Below are 18219 nucleotides of genomic sequence, written 5' to 3' on the forward strand. Positions count from 1 at the left end.
AATCGTTCCGCGTCGTTACCGAACGACGTATCCACCCCGGCTGGTCCGGAGGCCCAAGCCTCCTCACCAGACGCTCAAAAGTCAAATGCCATGAAAAATGAAGTACCGGGCGCGATAACGCCCATTCAACCGGACGGCGACGATGCATTGGCGCTATCGACGAAGGTTGACGACACGCTGTTGAAAAGTCTCGTATGGATGGCCGCGTACCACGGCAAGCCGACCAGCGAAGCGGCAATGCTCTCGGGCCTGCCCGCGGGACGATTCATTTCCCCCAAGCAAGCACAGCTCGCGATGGAGCAGTCGGGTTTCAACGTCGGCGTGGTCGAACGCCAGCCCAACGAAGTGTCGCCCATGTTGCTGCCGGTCATCCTGTTCCGCAAGGACCACGGTGGTTGCGTCCTGCTCGGCCGCGCGCCCAACGACGTCAAGGTCATCAAGCCGGCCGCTGAAATCAAGGAAGGCCAGCAACCGGCCCAGGACGAAATGGAAGCCGCCTACCTGGTGGTGCTGCCGGAGACGGGCTCGAAGGTCGTCTCCATCGGCGTCAGCCAGCTCAAAGCCAACTACACCGGCTTTGCGATGCTGGTGAAGCCCGTTGGCAAGGTCGACACCCGCGCAGGCATACCTGAGGAGAAGTCGGACGGCCACTGGCTGTTGAGCACGTTGTGGCGTTATCGGCGTTACTACTGGAGCGCCGCCCTTGGTGCGCTGCTGATCAATGTGCTCGCGCTGGCCGGCACCTTCTTCACGATGAACGTCTATGACCGCGTGGTCCCGAACCAGGCGTTTGTCACCTTGTGGTCGCTCGCGATCGGCGTGGCGATCGCCATGCTGTTCGAGTTCATTGCAAGAAACGTCCGGGCTCATGTGCTCGATGTCGCCGGCAAGAAAGCCGATCTGATCATGGGCGCCATGTTGTTCAAGAAGGCGCTCGCCATTCGCATGGAGCACAAGCCGGCATCGTCGGGCTCGTTTGCCAACCAGTTGCGCGAGTTTGAATCGGTACGCGACTTCGTCGCTTCAGCCACGCTCGCCACGTTGTCGGATTTGCCCTTCACGTTCCTGTATATCGCGGTGATCTTCATGATCGGCGGCATGCTTGGGTTTATCCCGCTGCTGCTGGTCCCCGTGATCGTCGGCGTGAGCGTGTTGATTCAATGGCCGCTCAAGAGGGTGATGAAGGAAAACCTGCGCGAATCGTCGCTCAAGCAAGGTGTCCTGATTGAAAGCGTGGAAGGCATTGAAACGCTGAAGGCCACTGGCGGCGAGCGTTACATGCAGGAACGCTGGGAACTGTTTTCAGCCAAGGCGTCTGACACTTCGATGAAATCGAAGCATCTCTCGGCGCTCGCCATGAACTTCGTCTCGTGGATCACGCAGTTCGAGACGGTGATGATCGTGGTGGCCGGCGTGTACATGATTTCCGCAGGCAAGCTGACGCAGGGCGCCTTGATCGGTTCTGTGATCCTGGCTTCCCGAGCATTGGCACCTCTGGCGCAAGTTGCCGGTCTGGCCGTGCGCTTCCAGCAAGCCAAGGCTGCACTCGACTCGCTCAGCGGGCTGATGAAGAAACCGGTGGAACGCGATCCGGACGTCCAGTATTTGAACAACCCGGGTATCAGCGGCGCGATCGAACTCCGTCAGGTGGGCTTCCACTACCCGGTTCAGAACGGCATGAAGCCGCCTGAATTCCTGAAGAACATCAACATCGACATTCGTGCAGGAGAACGCGTCGCCATTCTGGGCCGCGTAGGTAGCGGCAAGTCATCGTTGCTGCGCGTGATGTCGAATCTTTATCGTCCGACGAGCGGCCAGGTGTTCAGCGACGGCATTGATATCACGCAAGTCGATCCGGCCGACTGGCGCGAAAAGGTGGGCTATGTGTCACAGGACAGCCGCCTGTTCTACGGATCGCTTCGTCAGAACGTGATGATCGGCCGTCCTGATGCAAGCATCCACGAGTTGCTGCGAGTAGCCAAGCTGACCGGACTCGACGCAATAGCCGCCGGCAATCCGCACGGCTGGAACATGCAGATCGGCGAAAACGGCGACGGTTTGTCGGGCGGTCAAAAGCAACTTGTCGCCATCGCTCGCTGCCTTATCGCGCGTCCCACGCTCATTTTGATGGACGAGCCGACCAGCGCAATGGACACGCAAACCGAGAGCGCATTCATCAGGGATCTGGCCGAAGCCACGCGCGGCACCACGCTGGTCGTGGTCACGCACCGGCCTTCGCTGCTGCAACTGGTTGATCGCATCGTGGTTATAGATGCAGGAAAAGTGGTCACCGATGGCCCGAAGGAAGAAGTGCTTGCCGCGTTGCGCAACCCTGCCGCTCCAGCCGTGAGTCACGCGCAGGGAACCGATACACAGGCGCACGGCGCCATCAAGGAACCATCATGAAATTATTTACGCGATTGGGCTATTGGGCCCGCTCACTGACGCCGGGTGGCCGCAAAAAGAATGCCGCGCCTTACGTCCATCCGGCTCATACGGCCTACATGAACGACTTGCGCGAATCGATGCTGGCGCAGTCGATCCCCGGCACCATGGCCATGCTCTACCTGGTTGCCGCCGTGATTGTTGGCGGGTTGATCTGGGCGAAATTTGCCCACGTTGAAGAAGTCACGCAGGGACAGGGGAAAGTGGTTCCGGTCATGCGTGAGCAGATCATCCAGAGCCTGGAAGGCGGAATTCTCGCCGACATGCATGTGAAAGAAGGTGACGTAGTCGAGAAGGGCCAGCTGCTGTTGAACATTGACCCGAAGCGCGCTGATTCGTCGTACTCCGAAGGGCATTCCAAGCTGATCGGTCTCGAAGCCAAGGTTGCACGGCTGCGTGCCGAAGCGAATGGCACGGCCCTCGTGTTTCCCGACGATGTCCTAAAGGACCCGGCAGTGGTCCTGAGTGAAACGCAGACGTATCAATCACGTCGCCGCTCCCTGCAAGACACCGTGGCTTCGCTTCAAACAAGCTATGGGCTGGCGATGAACGAAATCAACATGACGGAGCCGCTCGCAGCGCGTGGCCTGATTTCGGAAACCGAAGTTCTGCGCATGAAGCGCAGCGCGAACGAGTTGCAGTCGCAGATTGTGGATCGCCGCAACAAGTACAAGTCCGATGCCAACGACGAAATGTCGCGCCTCGACCTCGAGTTGTCGCAGACGAAGGAAAACCTGGTAGGACGCGCTGACGTGCTGGAACGCACCACGCTGGTCGCGCCGGTCAAGGGCACGGTCAAGGACATCAAGATTACGACTATCGGCGGCGTGATTCAGCCAGGCGCGCAGATCATGAGCATCGTGCCTTATGCCGACCAGTTGATTGTCGAGGCGCGTATTCAGCCGAAAGACGTGGCCTTTCTTCATCCGGGCCTTCCGGCCATGGTCAAGATTTCTGCTTACGACTTCGGGATTTACGGTGGCTTGAAGGGGCATGTCATTGACGTCAGCCCGGACACGCTGCAGGACGAGAAAGCGGCGCCGGGCAAACCCGATGCCATCTATTACCGGGTACAGGTTCTGACTGATAAAAGCGAACTCGTGGCCGCCGGCAAGCATTTGCCGATCATTCCCGGCATGACCGGCAACGTCGAAATTCGCACTGGCGAAAAGACCGTGCTCTCGTACCTGCTGAAACCCATTTTCAAGTCGCGTGAAGCGTTCCGCGAGAGATAAGTCGACATGTCAACACAATCAAACAAAGTGCGGTTGATCCGCGCCGGAAACAAGCTTGATGGCGCGCTTCCGTATGGCATCACCCCGAACCGGACGTTGTTCTCCGCGATGGGCGTATTGGTCGGTAGCGGTGTTATCGGGCTGGCATTCAGCGCAACGGACGCAAAGGCCAGGTCAGCGCTGGACGACATGGCGTGGGCGCCGCAGCAGTCACGGCTAACCCAGCCGGCAGCTTCGGCCGACAACAACATGGACGGGGCGGTAGCGCTGGCTCGCGCCATAGCGCCGGGCGCACCGCGAGCCCAGCCGGTGGCGGTGGCTCCTGCCGCGGCTGCCGTGTATGAGTCGCCGCAAGCGGTTGCGGTGTCACGCGCTATTGAAGCGAATCCCGCGGCCATGCAGCCCTTGCAGGCAAGCGCTAGCGAAGCGGTGCAACCCTCGGCCGCGCGTTCAGGCGCGAGCTTGCCGCCGTTATCGGGCAGTTTTGCCCAGGCCTTCGCGAACGCCGGCATTGTGCAAGCTTCGCAGCAACCCGCCGTGCCGGCAGTTCAGGCCGCGGCGCCGCAGATTGCTGTCCCTGCGTCGGCTGCTGTGTCTGCCCCTTCCGCGCTGCGTCCGGAATTTACCGCTACCAATAGCGCACGCATCGGCATGGCGCAGTCGCCCATTCGGGCCGTCAGCCCGACGCAAACAGCATCCGCCGTTTCTCCGCGGATGCCCAACGTGCTAAGCGATCTCCAGTCGCTGCGAGGCTCGCTGGCTACAGGCAGTACTGCACGAGCAGACAGTGATTCGTCTTCCGTATCCGGTGAGGGCATGGCGAACAAGGCATCGGTGCAGGCCACGCTTGACGCCCGATCGGCCATGGTGATGGCCAATCCTCCCGCCGGCATTCGCCGCACCGTGCGCACCATGCGCTCGAACGACCAGACGTATTCGGACTGGCTGGACGACGGCAGCACGTCGCGTTCGGTCCTCAATACAGCGGTCGTGCCGGAGCAGGCAGTACGCGCCGCCCTGCGCAACGCGGCAGACGCCGCTGCTGCGCGCAGCCCGGCCCTCAAGCAGGCGCGCAATGACTGGGACGCGGCAAAGTTCGACATCGATCAGGTGAAGGGCCAGCGTTATCCGCAGATCCAGGTTGGCGCGAATTCGCCTGCCATTACCGGCGACAGCGCGAGCTTTAACCAGTACAACCGTCCGACCGCGAGTGTTGCGATCACTACCCTGATCTATGACTTTGGCAAGACGAGCAAGAGTATCGACAGCCGCACGAAAACGGCGCAGGCCGCGGAGCTGTACTACCAGACCCTGGCGCAGCAGAATGCTTACGACACCTCGAGCAGCCTGGTCGAGCTGGCCAAGAACCGCGCCGTGTATGCGATTGGCGAGAACTACGTGAAGCGCATGTCGCAACTCGTGCAAATGCTGGAAGAGATCGTCAAGGCCGACCCGGGTCGCCTGAGCGAGTTGACGCAAGCTCAGGCCCGATTGCTGCAGGCCCAGACGTCCCAGGCAACGGTTGCAGCACAAGTGCGCACGCAAGAGATCGCGGTCCGCAAGCTGGTAGGCGAAGAGCCCACTCCCATGCCCGGCGGCGTTCACTGGCAATTCATGCTTGATGGCGTAGATTCAGCGGTCAGCGCCGTGGCGCAGAACCCGGCAATCGCGCAGGCTGACGCGGAAGCCGAAGCTGCGAAGTTGAACGCTCAGTCGGTGCGGGCAGACTCAATGCCCAAATTGAACTGGGTGATCAACAAGAATACGGCGCCGGACGTGTTCGGCAACCGTCAGCCCTGGTCAACCATGCTGCAACTGTCCTGGACGCCATTCCAGGGTGGCAGCCAGCGTGCCGCCGAGCGCGCAGCGCTCTCGCGTGCTTCGTCGAGCCTTGATAAGCGCGACCAGCTGGCGCTCGACTCGGAATTCAAGGTACGGGATGCCTACCATGACGCGCTCGCCATGAGCACGCGCGCCAAGCTGTACGACCAGCTTTCCACGGAATCGGATCTGATCCGCAAGCAGTTTTTCGAGCAGTGGTATCACCTGAACCGACGGACGTTGCTGGACGTGTTGTCCGCTGAAAGCGATTTCTATAACAACCAGGTTAGCGCAGTTACAACGCAGTTCGACGCCTATCAGGCTGTTCTTAAAATCCATCTCAATAATGGCACGCTGGATTCGTGGTTGACGGGCGCTTGACAGCCCGGAGTCGCTGTAAATTAATCCGCTAGATCAACGTTTTTATAGATTGCCGAACGGCATGGATTCGCACGTATTTTCAAGGCCAATTAACGACTTGTCGTTAATTGGCCTTTTTCATTTTTATAAATTGATTGATTAAGTCTGTTGGTCATTAATCGAATCGGCATATTTATTAGTAACTTATATTTTACAAATTTCGACAATTTATGACGAAATTGACGTTGCTTCGGTTGTCAGCGTGCAACGCTTTTTCTTTATAAGAATAATCCTAATTGAATGAGGCCGTTTAAGAGGCAGGGTGTGTGCCGGCCTCTTCGCCTTTGCCAGCAATGGACTTGACCAAATAACCGGTGCGCGGTTTCCTGGATTCGTACGGAGGATCAATGTCGAGAAACAAGGATTCAGTTTGCGAGACGCAAATTAGGAGTTTTCGCATTAAGTCGCTTCGGTTCCAAATCTATAGTTCGTTTGCGTTCACAAGAACCGGGCCTCACAAGTAACCCCGGTTTCAGTGCTTCGGTATTAAAGAACCGAAAGAGGCATCGAACGCCGAGCGTTACGCGGAAGCTGCAAACGCATTGGCCATCCGGAATAAAGGTGGCGATCGATCTCTGCCGAGCCGCAAGGCGATTTTCTATTTTTGTAAAAAGGTATTCATAGCATGAACAAGTCATACAAATCAGTCTGGAATGAATCGACGGGATCATGGGTCGCAGTTTCGGAACTGGCAACTGGACGCAGCAAGAGCAAGCGTGCAAAAACAGCCATCTCCAAGGCTATCCTGACGCAGATCGCGGTCGGCGGCATGAGCCTGGCAGGCGCCGGCGTCGCCATGGCTGACGACACCGTCAAGTCGGGCACGAACGCGACTGTCAATATTGCAGACGGCGTAGCGATTGGTGTCGATTCGCTAGTCGATGCAGACGCAGCGGCCCCCACCAAGATTGGCGGTATCGCGATTGGCGATTCGGCATACTCGATCGGATCGGGCGTGGCCGTCGGCCAGAACAGCCAGGCCAGCTCGGACAGCCTTGCGTTTGGTTCGGCTGCAGTGGCTGGAAACGGCGGCACGGCAATCGGCGCCAACGCTTACACGATCAACAACGGTGGCGTTGCAATCGGTCAAAGCGCTTCGGCAACGGGCTCCGGCGCCATGGCTTTGGGCATGAACGCCTCCGCATCGGGTTCCGGCTCGGTAGCACTGGGTCAGGATTCAGTTGCAACCGACAAAAACACGATATCGGTAGGTAACGCAACAACGCAGCGCCAGATCGCGAATCTGGCTGCCGGCACGCACGCTACGGACGCAGTGAACCTGGGTCAGTTGGCAGCAGCAGGCTTGAACATCAACACGAGCGGCGTGGTAACGAACGCATTCGTGGCGTATGACACCACGGCGAAGACGGGCGTGACGCTGGGCACGGGCACGGTTGGCGCCCAGATTCACCAATTGGCGGCTGGTACTGTAGCAACGGACGCAGTGAACGTCGGCCAGTTGACAGCAGCAGGCTTGAACATCAACACGAGCGGCGTGGTTCAGAACGCATTCGTGGCCTATGACACCACGGCCAAGACGGGCGTGACGCTGGGCGTTGGCACCGCAGGTGCGCAAATTCATAACCTCGTTGCCGGTGTTGCTGACACGGACGCAACCAACGTTGCTCAGTTGAAGGCATTGGGCGCGACCATTGGCACGAGCGGTACGGTGACGAACTCGTTCGTTTCTTACAGCACGACTGGCAAGGACCTGGTTACGTTGCTGGGCGCGTCGGGCACGAAGATCTCGAACGTAGCAGCAGGCACAGTCGGTGCGACGAGCAAAGACGCTATCAATGGTTCACAACTGTACGCTGCTGAAAACAGCGTAGCCACAATATTGGGCGGCTCGGCCGGCGTCAACGCTGACGGCACCATCAAGGCACCGACCTACACGGTCGGCGGCAAGACATACAACACACTGGATTCCGCGCTGACGGCTGCTGCCGCGGCAACGGGTACGGGCGGTTCGGCCGCCAACAGCGTCGTCTATGACCAAGTGGGCCAGACCTCAGTAACCCTGGGTGCTGCAGGCACGCCGGTCAAGATTTCGAACGTGGCGAACGGCACGACCGCCAATGATGCAGTCAACCTCTCGCAGCTCACTTCGGCGACCGCAGGTTTGGCAACGTCAGTTGCGAACTCCAAGTTCATCGGCATCAGCGCGGTCATGAACGGCAGCCAGGCGCAGGCCAGCGGCCAGGATGCGGTCTCTATTGGCGGCAATGCTGTCGCCAGCGGCGACGAAACGCTCGCTTTCGGCACGAACTCGAAGGCTACGGCCCTCAATTCCATTGCGATCGGCTATGGCTCGAATGCTAACCAGGCAAACACCGTTTCTATCGGGTCGCTGGGCAAGGAACGTCGCCTGACGAACGTGGCAGCAGGTACGGGTAACACCGACGCAGTCAATCTCGGTCAGGTCATGACCCTGTTGGCTAACGAAAGCACTGGCCTTCAGGCTACGCTGAAGAGCTCGCCGACCCTGTTGGGCGCAAGCAGCCCGGCTCTCCTGGGCGCAAGCGGCGGTCTCCTCGGTGCTGTCACGCCGATCACGCTGGACCAGGTTATTGCCGTCGGTCCGACCAACAAGCTTGGTTCAATCTCGGCAATCGGAACGGATTCAGTTTCTATCGGCTTGAACACGTCGTCGACCAACACGAACTCGGTCGCAATTGGTTCGAACATCAATTCAGTCGGCGTGAACTCCGTGGCAATGGGTTACGGCACGATTGCCAACGGTTCGAATTCGATGGCGTTCGGCAGCAACGCAACCTCGGTATCGGACGGCGGCCTGTCGATCGGCAATTCGTCCGCTGTTGACGTGGACTCACCGGACGGTATTGCGATTGGTACAAACGCAGAGTCCGCCAACGACCGCGCAATCGTCATTGGTAAGAACTCAGGTGCTACCGGCGTGCAATCGTTGGCCTTGGGCAACCAGTCAATGGCGCTTGCTGATGGATCGTTCATCATTGGTAACAACAGCACGGTAACAGGTACCAATTCGTACGTGTTGGGCAGCAACAATGCGAAGGTGTCGGGTAGCAACAGCGTGGTCCTCGGTAACGGCAGCGATGGTACGCAAAGCAATGTCATCTCTGTTGGCGCGAAGGGTTCGGAACGCAAGATCGTGAACGTCGCAGCAGGCACGACCACGACCGATGCAGTGAACCTGGGTCAGATGACGACCGCAATCGCAAGTGCAACGGCCAGCACGGGTGCAAACCCGAACGCTGTTTCGTATGACACCTCGGCACACGACAAGATCACGCTGGGTACGGCTGGCACAGCTGGCACGCCGGTCACGATCGCAAACGTAGCTGACGGCAAAGCCAATAACGACGCAGTGAACGTTGAGCAATTGAAGGCAGCTGGCCTGAATGTCGACACGAACGGCGTGGTTCAGAACGCGTTCGTGGCATACGACAGCACGGCCAAGACTGGCGTAACGCTGGGTAATGGCACGGTTGGCGCGCAGATTCACAAATTGGTTGCCGGTACGACAGCAACCGACGCAGTGAACCTGGGTCAGTTGACAGCAGCAGGCTTGATCGTGAACTCGAGCGGTGTGGCTCAAAACGCATTCGTGGCATACGACAGCACGGCCAAGACTGGCGTAACGCTGGGCACGGGTACGGTTGGCGCGCAGATTCACCAAGTCGTTGCCGGTACTACGACAACCGACGCAGTGAACCTGGGTCAGTTGGCAGCAGCAGGCATCATTGTGAACTCGAGCGGCGTGGTTCAGAACGCGTTCGTGGCATACGACAGCACGGCCAAGACTGGCGTGACGCTGGGTACGGGTACGGTTGGCGCGCAGATTCACCAAGTAGTGGCAGGCACGACCACGACCGACGCAGTGAACCTGGGTCAGTTGGCAGCAGCAGGCATCATTGTGAACTCGAGCGGCGTGGTTCAGAACGCGTTCGTGGCATACGACAGCACGGCCAAGACTGGCGTGACGCTGGGTACGGGCACGGTTGGCGCGCAGATTCACCAAGTCGTTGCCGGTACCACGACAACCGACGCAGTGAACCTGGGTCAGTTGGCAGCAGCAGGCATCATTGTGAACTCGAGCGGCGTGGTTCAGAACGCATTCGTGGCATACGACAGCACGGCCAAGACTGGCGTGACGCTGGGTACGGGCACGGTTGGCGCGCAGATTCACCAAGTGGTTGCAGGCACGACAGCAACGGACGCAGTGAACCTGGGTCAGATGACGACGGCAATCGCAAGTGCAGTGACTACCGGTGGTGCGAACCCGAACGCTGTTTCGTACGACACGTCGGCGCATGACAAGATTACGCTGGGTACGACTGGCACAGCTGGCACGCCGGTCACGATCGCAAACGTAGCTGACGGCAAAGCCAATAACGACGCAGTGAACGTTGAGCAATTGAAGGCGGCTGGCCTGAATGTCGACACAAACGGCGTGGTTCAGAACGCATTCGTGGCATACGACAGCACGGCCAAGACTGGCGTAACGCTGGGCAACGGCACGGTTGGCGCGCAGATTCACCAAGTAGTTGCAGGCACGACCACGACCGACGCAGTGAACCTGGGTCAGTTGCAAGCAGCAGGCATTGTTGTGAACTCGAGCGGCGTGGTTCAGAACGCGTTCGTGGCCTACGACAGCACGGCCAAGACGGGCGTGACGCTGGGTACGGGTACGGTTGGCGCGCAGATTCACCAAGTCGTTGCCGGTACCACGACAACGGATGCAGTGAACCTGGGTCAGTTGGCAGCAGCAGGCATCATTGTTAACTCGAGCGGTGTGGTTCAGAACGCATTCGTGGCCTACGACAGCACGGCCAAGACGGGCGTAACGCTGGGCAACGGCACGGTTGGCGCACAGATCCACAAATTGGTTGCCGGTACGACAGCAACGGACGCAGTGAACCTGGGTCAGTTGACGGCAGCAGGCTTGGTCGTGAACTCGAGCGGTGTGGCTCAGAACGCGTTCGTGGCATACGACAGCACGGCCAAGACCGGCGTGACGCTGGGTACGGGCACGGTTGGCGCGCAGATTCACCAAGTCGTTGCAGGTACCACGGCAACGGACGCAGTGAACCTGGGTCAGTTGGCAGCAGCAGGCATCATTGTGAACTCGAGCGGCGTGGTTCAGAACGCATTCGTGGCATACGACAGCACGGCCAAGACTGGCGTGACATTGGGTGTCGGCACAGCTGGCGCGCAGATTCACAACCTCGTGGCAGGCGTAGCTGATACGGACGCAACGAACGTTGCTCAGTTGAAGGCAATGGGCGCTACGTTCAACTCGAGCGGTGTGGTTCAGAACACGTTCGTGGCCTACGACAGCACGGCCAAGACCAGCGTAACGCTGGGTACAGCAGGTACGCCGGTCAAGGTTGCAAACGTAGCTGACGGCGTTGCCAACAACGACGCAGTGAACGTTGAACAGCTGAATAGCGCTATCAGCACAGCGACGTCCGCTAACCAGATCCTGAGCTCCAGCTTGAAGTATGTCCGCTTCGGCGCCAGCTCTGCGGCTACGGCGCAAGCAACGGGCACGGATTCAATGGCAATCGGCGGCAATGCATTCGCCAACTCAACAGGTGGCCTGGCCTTCGGTCTGAATTCGCGTGCAACGGGTGCAAACTCGGTGGCACTGGGTACGGGCTCGCTGGCTAGCGTGGACAACACGGTATCGGTTGGTACGCAGTTCGCACAACGTCGGATCGTGAACGTGGCAGACGCCACGGGCAACAACGACGCTGTCAACCTGGGTCAGGTTGAAACCATGTTGGCGGGTGTAACTGCCACGCAAACGCCGGTCAAGTCTGTGCAGCAGCTTTCAGCGACGCGACTCGGTAGCAACGCAGACGGTTCGCCTGCCACCGTGTTTGCCTTGACAGATGTAATGGGCGTAGGCACCACGGACAAGCTGGGTCAGGTTGAAACGTCCGGTACTGATTCAATCGCAATTGGCTTGAACACGAAGGCCAACGCTGACAACACAGTATCGATTGGTACGAACGTCAGTGCGACGGCTAACCAGGCGGTAGCTATTGGTAGCGCAGTGATCGCGAACGGCGTCGGCGCCACGGCAATCGGCGTGAACGCTTCGGTTATTGCTGACCGCGCGCTGGCAATTGGTAACGGTTCGGATGCTGAGACCACGGACTCGATCGCTTTGGGTACGAGCGCAGCAGTGGGCGGTGCGGGCACAAGCGGTATTGCGATTGGTAACGGCGCGGCAGTCAGCGGCTCTGGCACCATCGTAATGGGTAACAACAGCTCGGCGTCAGGCACGAACACGGTTGTCATCGGCAATAACATTGTTGGTTCCAAGGCGAACACTTATGCTTTGGGCAGCAACAGCGTGATTCTCGGTAACGGCAGCGATGGTTCGCAGAGCAACGTTGTGTCTATCGGTGCAAAGGGTTCGGAACGCAAGATCGTGAACGTGGCTGCTGGTACCACGACCACGGACGCGGTCAACCTGGGTCAGATGACCTCGGCAATCGCCGCAGCAGGAACAGGCGGTGGCGGTTCGACACTGATCACGCAAGCTGCTGCAGGTGCTGACCTTCTGGTTGGCGGTGCAACGGACGGTACGCATGTGAACTTCGCTAACAACGCGGGTGTCGCACGTGAACTTCTGGGGGTAGCGGCAGGCACGAAGGCCACGTCCGCAGTGAACCTGAGCCAGTTGACGCCGGTAGTTGCGGCTCTGGGTGGCGGCGCAGCGATCAATTCGACCACGGGTGCCGTAACTGGCCCGACGTATTCGATCGGTGGTCACACAACCACGAACGCAGGCGATGCATTCAAGGACGTTGATACCGGCCTGACGAACCTGAACAACGCGGTCGCAGCAATCTCGGCGGATACGGGCGGTACGGGTCTGGTTGCTCAAGATCCTACGACGCAAAACATCACCGTCGGCAAGATGACTGGTGGCACTGTTGTCGACGTAACGAATTCGTCGGGTGTTCAGCGCACGATCACCGGTGTAGCTGCCGGTGCCGTGAACTCGTCGAGCTTCGACGCAATCAACGGCTCGCAACTGTTCAACAACGGGCAAAGCATCGCAACCGCGATCGGCGGCGGCGCGCAAATGAACTCTGACGGTTCGTTCACGCAGCCTACGTTCAACGTGGGTGGTGGCACGGTTCATAACGTCGGTGACGCAATCAGCAACCTCGACAGCCGTGTTACGCAGAATGCGGACAACGTGACGAATCTGCAGACCACGGTGAACAACATCACCGCAGGTGGCGGAGTGGCAGCGCCGAACGCAGTGTCGTATGACTCGTCAGCACATGACCAGATCACGATGGCTGGTACGGCTGGTACGAAGTTGACGAACCTGACGGCAGGAACGTTGGCAGCAGGTAGCACGGATGCAGTAACCGGCGACCAGTTGTACACGACGAACCAGGACGTTGCTGCTCTTCAAGCTTCGGTGACGAACATCGCCGCGACGGGCTCCACGAGTATCGGCATCAACGGTATCAACGGTACGAATGGCGCGGACGGTACACCGGCTGCAGCAGCATCGGCAACCGGCAGCGACGCAATCGCCATGGGTGACAACGCTTCGGCTTCCGGCGATCACGCAGTTGTGATTGGTGGCGGCGCGAGCGGTACGGGTGACGGCACGATCGCTATCGGCGGCAACGCTGGTGCGTCGGGTACGAACTCGATCGCTATCGGTAACGGTGCTACGGCTCCGGCGAACAACGCAGTCGCACTGGGTGCAAACTCGGTGGCAGATCGTGACAACAGCGTTTCGGTTGGTTCGCAAGGTAACGAGCGTCAGATCACGAACGTTGCAGCGGGTACGCAAGGTACGGATGCAGTCAATCTGAACCAGATGAACTCGGCAGTGGGCGGTATTGCTCGCAAGGCGTACAGCGGTATTGCGGCAGCCACAGCGCTGACGATGATCCCGGACGTCGATGCTAACAAGACGTTGTCGATCGGTATTGGTGGCGGTACGTTCCAGGGCTATGCAGCATCGGCCATTGGCGGTACGGCTCGTATTACGCAGAACATCAAGGTGCGCGTAGGCGCAGGTTGGTCGGCAGCGGGTACGACGGTTGGTGCGGGTGCTTCGTACCAGTGGTAATCAGGGCTTAAGCCTCGGGCCCGGTTCGTCAAGAACCGGGCTGGTTCAAGGGCTTTTGCACTACAAGTTGTTCATGTTGTAGCAGTACCTTAAGGCAGTACTTGAAGCGGGTTCTTCTTCGGAAGAACCCGCTTTTTTTTGGGGCTTACGCGGAGCGTAGGCGCAAGCATGCAGATCACGCGCACACGGCCGCGACCTGTTTGCGGCATGGTCATGGTCAGGTTCCCTGGCCGTCAGGCCACAGCAACGCTTCCCAAGTAACCTTCCTAATTTCCGACTCGCCTTCTGTCGAGCACGCCCTTGGCGTCCGCCAGCCTTTCCGCGAACTCGGGTCCCCTCGCCAGCGCTACCCCAACCGCCAGAATGTCACCTATAGCGAGATGGGACACGCGAGAGGTCATCGGCGAGAAAATGTCGGTGTCTTCATCGACGTTCGCAAAGAGTCCCACGCTCGCGAGCCGTGCCAGCGGAGAGCTTCCATGCGTGATCGCAATGACCTTGGCGCCGCCCTGGAGCGCGGACTTCACGGCGTCCAGAATGTCGCGCGTGCGTCCCGTATTCGATACCGCCACCACCACGTCCCCCGCGCCCAGCAGCGCGGCGGAGGTGGTGTAAGTGTGCGGGTCCGAATAGGCCACGCTCGGCACGCCGAGCCGGAAGAATTTGTGCTGGATATCGAGCGCGGCAATGCCGGAGCCTCCCGCGCCATAGAACTCAATGCGTCGCGCTTCAGCCAGCAAATTGATTGCCGCGGCCACGCTATCCGACGACAAACTATTGCGCACCTGCAATAGCGCGCCAATGGTCCTGTCGAGAACTTTTGCGGCTACGCCGGCGGCGGGTTCGTCGGCGCGAACGTCACGAAACACAGCGGGGGCGGGAACGTCGGACGCAATGCTTTGAGCCAGCCGGATCTTGAACTCGCGGAAACCTGAAAATCCCAATGCCTGGCAAAAACGCGCAATGGTCGGCTGGCTGACACCGGCGCGTTTGGCGAAATCGGTCATTGCAAGATCCAGCACCTCTCGCGGAGCGTCAATCACATAATCGGCAAGCTTGCGCTCGGATGGGCGCAATTGCTCGCGCATTGCTTCGACTTGGGACAGCAACATCGTGAATCTCACCTATGCTGGAATTGAACGGACTATAGCTGATTCGCGGTTATGTACAAAAACTACAAATACAAAAGCGATTCGATGACAATTTCCGTTGATTATCAACCGTATCATGCGTCTATCAGTTCGCGGTGAACGAACAAGTAAGGGTTTTCCAGATATGAAAAATGTAGTTTTTCTACTAACATTCGTCTGATCCGCTCGGTTATCGTCAAATACCAAACTGCCGACTCCGAGCTTCTATTCGTCCCGGGCGCCCCCGGATGCTCGCCGACCCCAGGCGAAGGAGTTTCGATGGTTTCCCCGCATTCGCATCTCAACAAAGTGACGCAGCGCGTGATCGAGCGCAGCAAGCCGACGCGCGCGGCCTATCTGGCCCGTATCGCCGGCGCACAGGGGCACTTTCCTGCCCGTGGCGCGCTTTCATGCGCCAATCTCGCGCATGGTTTTGCCGGCATGGAAGGTCAGGAAAAGATCTCGATCAAGGCGATTCGCGAGCCGAACATTGGCATTGTTTCGTCCTACAACGAGATGCTTTCGGCTCACGCGCCGTTCAAGAATTACCCCGACATCATCAAGCACGCGGCGCGCGAAGCGGGCGGTGTGGCGCAGTTTGCGGGCGGCGTTCCGGCCATGTGCGACGGCGTTACGCAAGGCAATGCGGGCATGGAGTTATCGCTGTTTTCGCGCGAAGTCATTGCCATGAGCACGGCGGTGGCGCTGACCCACAATATGTTCGATGCCGCGCTGTGCCTCGGCATCTGCGACAAGATCGTTCCCGGCTTGCTGATTGGCGCGCTGCAATTCGGGCATTTGCCGACTATTTTCGTGCCGGCCGGCCCCATGACGAGCGGCCTGACCAACGACGACAAAGCCAAGGTTCGCCAGCAGTTCGCCACCGGCGGCTGCGACCGTGACGCGTTGCTCGAAGCAGAAGCGGCGGCGTACCACGGCCACGGCACATGCACGTTCTACGGCACGGCGAACAGCAACCAGATGCTCATGGAAGTCATGGGCCTCCACTTGCCGGGCTCGGCCTTCATTCACCCGCACACGCCGTTGCGAGACGCGCTCACCGCCGAAGCGGCGAAGCGGGTGCTTGAGCTGACTGTGGAGCGGGGGCATTACACGCCGGTCGGCCACGTGGTCGATGAAAAAGCCATAGTCAATGGCATCGTCGCGTTGCTGGCTACCGGCGGTTCGACCAATCACACGCTTCACCTGGTAGCAATCGCGCGGGCGGCGGGCATCGTGATTGACTGGAATGACTTCGATGAACTCTCGCAGGCCGTGCCGCTTACGGCGCGGATTTATCCGAACGGGAAGGCCGACGTGAACCACTTCCACGCGGCAGGCGGTATTGCGTTCCTGGTGCGGGATCTGCTGGAAGCCGGTTTGCTGCACGAAGACGTGCAAACGGTGGCGGGTCATGGCCTCAAGCATTACACCCGCGAGCCAAAATTGATCGATGGCAAATTGCAATGGATCGATGGCCCCGAAGCCAGCCACGATACAAAAGTGTTGCGCAGCCACAAGGAACCCTTTGCGCCCGACGGCGGTCTTCGCCTGATGCAAGGCAAGCTGGGGCGCGGCGTGATCAAGATATCGGCGGTGGCTGACGCGCATCGGCATGTCAAGGCGCCGGCAATTGTTTTCGATTCGCAGGAACAGGTCCAGGAAGCCTTCGATAACGGCGAGCTCAAGCGGGATTTCGTGGCGATCGTGCGGTTCCAGGGCGCGCGCGCCAACGGCATGCCGGAGTTGCACCGGTTGACGCCGCTTCTCGGCGTGTTGCAGGATCAGGGCTTTCATGTTGCTTTGGTCACGGACGGGCGTATGTCGGGTGCGTCGGGCAAAGTGCCCGCGGTGATTCACATTTCGCCGGAAGCGTTGCTGCAAGGGCCGTTGGGCAAGGTGCGCACGGGCGACATGATTGTTATCGATGCAAACAAGGGTGTGCTTGACATTGAAATAGATGCAAACGAATGGAACGCGCGTCCGGTCGAACAGCCTGCGCATCAAGCTGAGAACGAAGTCGGATTCGGGCGCGAATTATTCGGCGTGTTCCGCAGCGCGGCCATGCCGGCAGAACTGGGGGCATCGGTATTCGGCCCCATGGTGGGCGAACAGAGCGAACTGAGCGAACAACACGCAAACATTGCCGAGCGCCGATAAAACCGCCGGTCGAGCCTGAGAGAACCAGAACCAGAACCACAATATAAGGAAGGAGCAGAAAATGAAGTCAGTCAGTGAAATAGTGCGTCTTGGGCCGGTCATACCCGTGCTCGCGTTTGAATCGGCGGAGCAGGGTGAGAACGTGTCGCGCGCATTGCACGCGGGTGGCGTCAAGGTGCTGGAGATCACGCTTCGCACGAAGGCGGGACTGGAGGCAATAGAACGCGCATGCGGACTGGGCGATGACATCGTGGTCGGCGTGGGCACCATCACCCGGCCGGAACATTGCGCGCAAGCGAAGAAAGCGGGCGCGCAATTCGGGGTATCGCCGGGGTTGACGAAGGACATTCACATGGCCGCTCTCGACGCCGGCTTGCCGCTGCTGCCGGGTGTGATGACGCCGACTGACATCATCACGGCCATGGAACTGGGTTACGAAATCGTGAAGCTGTTTCCGGCGCAACAGGCGGGGGGCATTGCGATGCTTCAGGCGCTGAACGGTCCGTTCCCCGGCCTGAAATTCTGCCCGACGGGCGGCATCACAGCGGAAACCGCGCCGAGCTTCCTGGCGTTGCCGAATGTGGTGTGTGTGGGTGGATCGTGGTTGACGCCCAAGGCGGCGCTCGCTGCGGAAAACTGGGAAGAAGTGACGCGTCTGGCGCGCGCTGCCAGCACCCTGGCGCCGCGGCCGTAAAGCGCCGCACAAGCTCCGCCCTTGAATATCAAGGAACGACCGAAGCCCCTGCGCTCTGCCCGTAGGGGCTTTTTCACATCAAGACACGTTTGAAAGACGTATTTCTCTACCTGCAAGTAAAATCCCCGGGTTGAACACCGGCTGCGCTACGGCGTGTTGTGACGACCAGGCCCCGACGGGCTTGAGATCCAGTCTGCTGCCGCGCGGCATATCTAC

7 protein-coding genes are annotated in these 18219 nt (G+C 59.4%); 6 read left to right on the plus strand and 1 reads right to left on the minus strand.

From position 1 onward, the window contains the following. The first annotated feature begins 90 nt into the window (after nt 1-90). The 4 genes from ACSQ8V_RS02635 (at nt 91) to ACSQ8V_RS02650 (ending at nt 14019) form a co-directional block, all read left to right on the plus strand. A complete protein-coding gene (locus ACSQ8V_RS02635; protein WP_213768516.1) occupies nt 91-2406 on the plus strand; it encodes a type I secretion system permease/ATPase in 2316 nt (771 codons plus the stop codon). Next, nucleotides 2403-3680 (plus strand): HlyD family type I secretion periplasmic adaptor subunit, encoded by a 1278-nt coding sequence (locus tag ACSQ8V_RS02640; RefSeq protein WP_255631768.1) that lies wholly within the window; start codon nt 2403-2405, stop codon nt 3678-3680. The genes ACSQ8V_RS02635 and ACSQ8V_RS02640 overlap by 4 nt, the downstream gene beginning before the upstream one ends. Before the next feature lie 6 nt (nt 3681-3686). Continuing rightward, nucleotides 3687-5882, plus strand: coding sequence for a TolC family protein (locus ACSQ8V_RS02645; RefSeq protein WP_436204805.1), 2196 nt, complete (start codon nt 3687-3689; stop codon nt 5880-5882). 664 nt (nt 5883-6546) lie between these two features. Then, nucleotides 6547-14019, plus strand: coding sequence for a YadA-like family protein (locus ACSQ8V_RS02650; protein ID WP_436204806.1), 7473 nt, complete (start codon nt 6547-6549; stop codon nt 14017-14019). Nucleotides 14020-14285: 266 nt separating this feature from the next. Here the strand turns inward: ACSQ8V_RS02650 and ACSQ8V_RS02655 are convergent, their stop codons facing one another. Next, nucleotides 14286-15131, minus strand: a complete 846-nt coding sequence (locus tag ACSQ8V_RS02655) for a MurR/RpiR family transcriptional regulator (RefSeq protein ID WP_213768513.1) — start codon at nt 15129-15131, stop codon at nt 14286-14288. A gap of 297 nt (nt 15132-15428) precedes the next feature. On the opposite strand from ACSQ8V_RS02655, the gene edd reads away from it, so the two are divergent. Together edd and eda are read left to right on the plus strand one after the other, a co-directional pair. Further along, the gene (gene edd / locus ACSQ8V_RS02660) at nt 15429-17309 is read left to right on the plus strand and encodes a phosphogluconate dehydratase (protein WP_436204807.1); all 1881 of its coding nucleotides are present in this window, start codon (nt 15429-15431) and stop codon (nt 17307-17309) included. Between the two features lie 61 nt (nt 17310-17370). Next, a complete protein-coding gene (gene eda / locus ACSQ8V_RS02665) occupies nt 17371-18003 on the plus strand; it encodes a bifunctional 4-hydroxy-2-oxoglutarate aldolase/2-dehydro-3-deoxy-phosphogluconate aldolase (RefSeq protein ID WP_436204808.1) in 633 nt (210 codons plus the stop codon). The last annotated feature ends 216 nt before the right edge of the window (nt 18004-18219 follow it).

This window comes from Caballeronia sp. LjRoot31 (assembly GCF_964253885.1).
GTDB lineage: Bacteria > Pseudomonadota > Gammaproteobacteria > Burkholderiales > Burkholderiaceae > Caballeronia.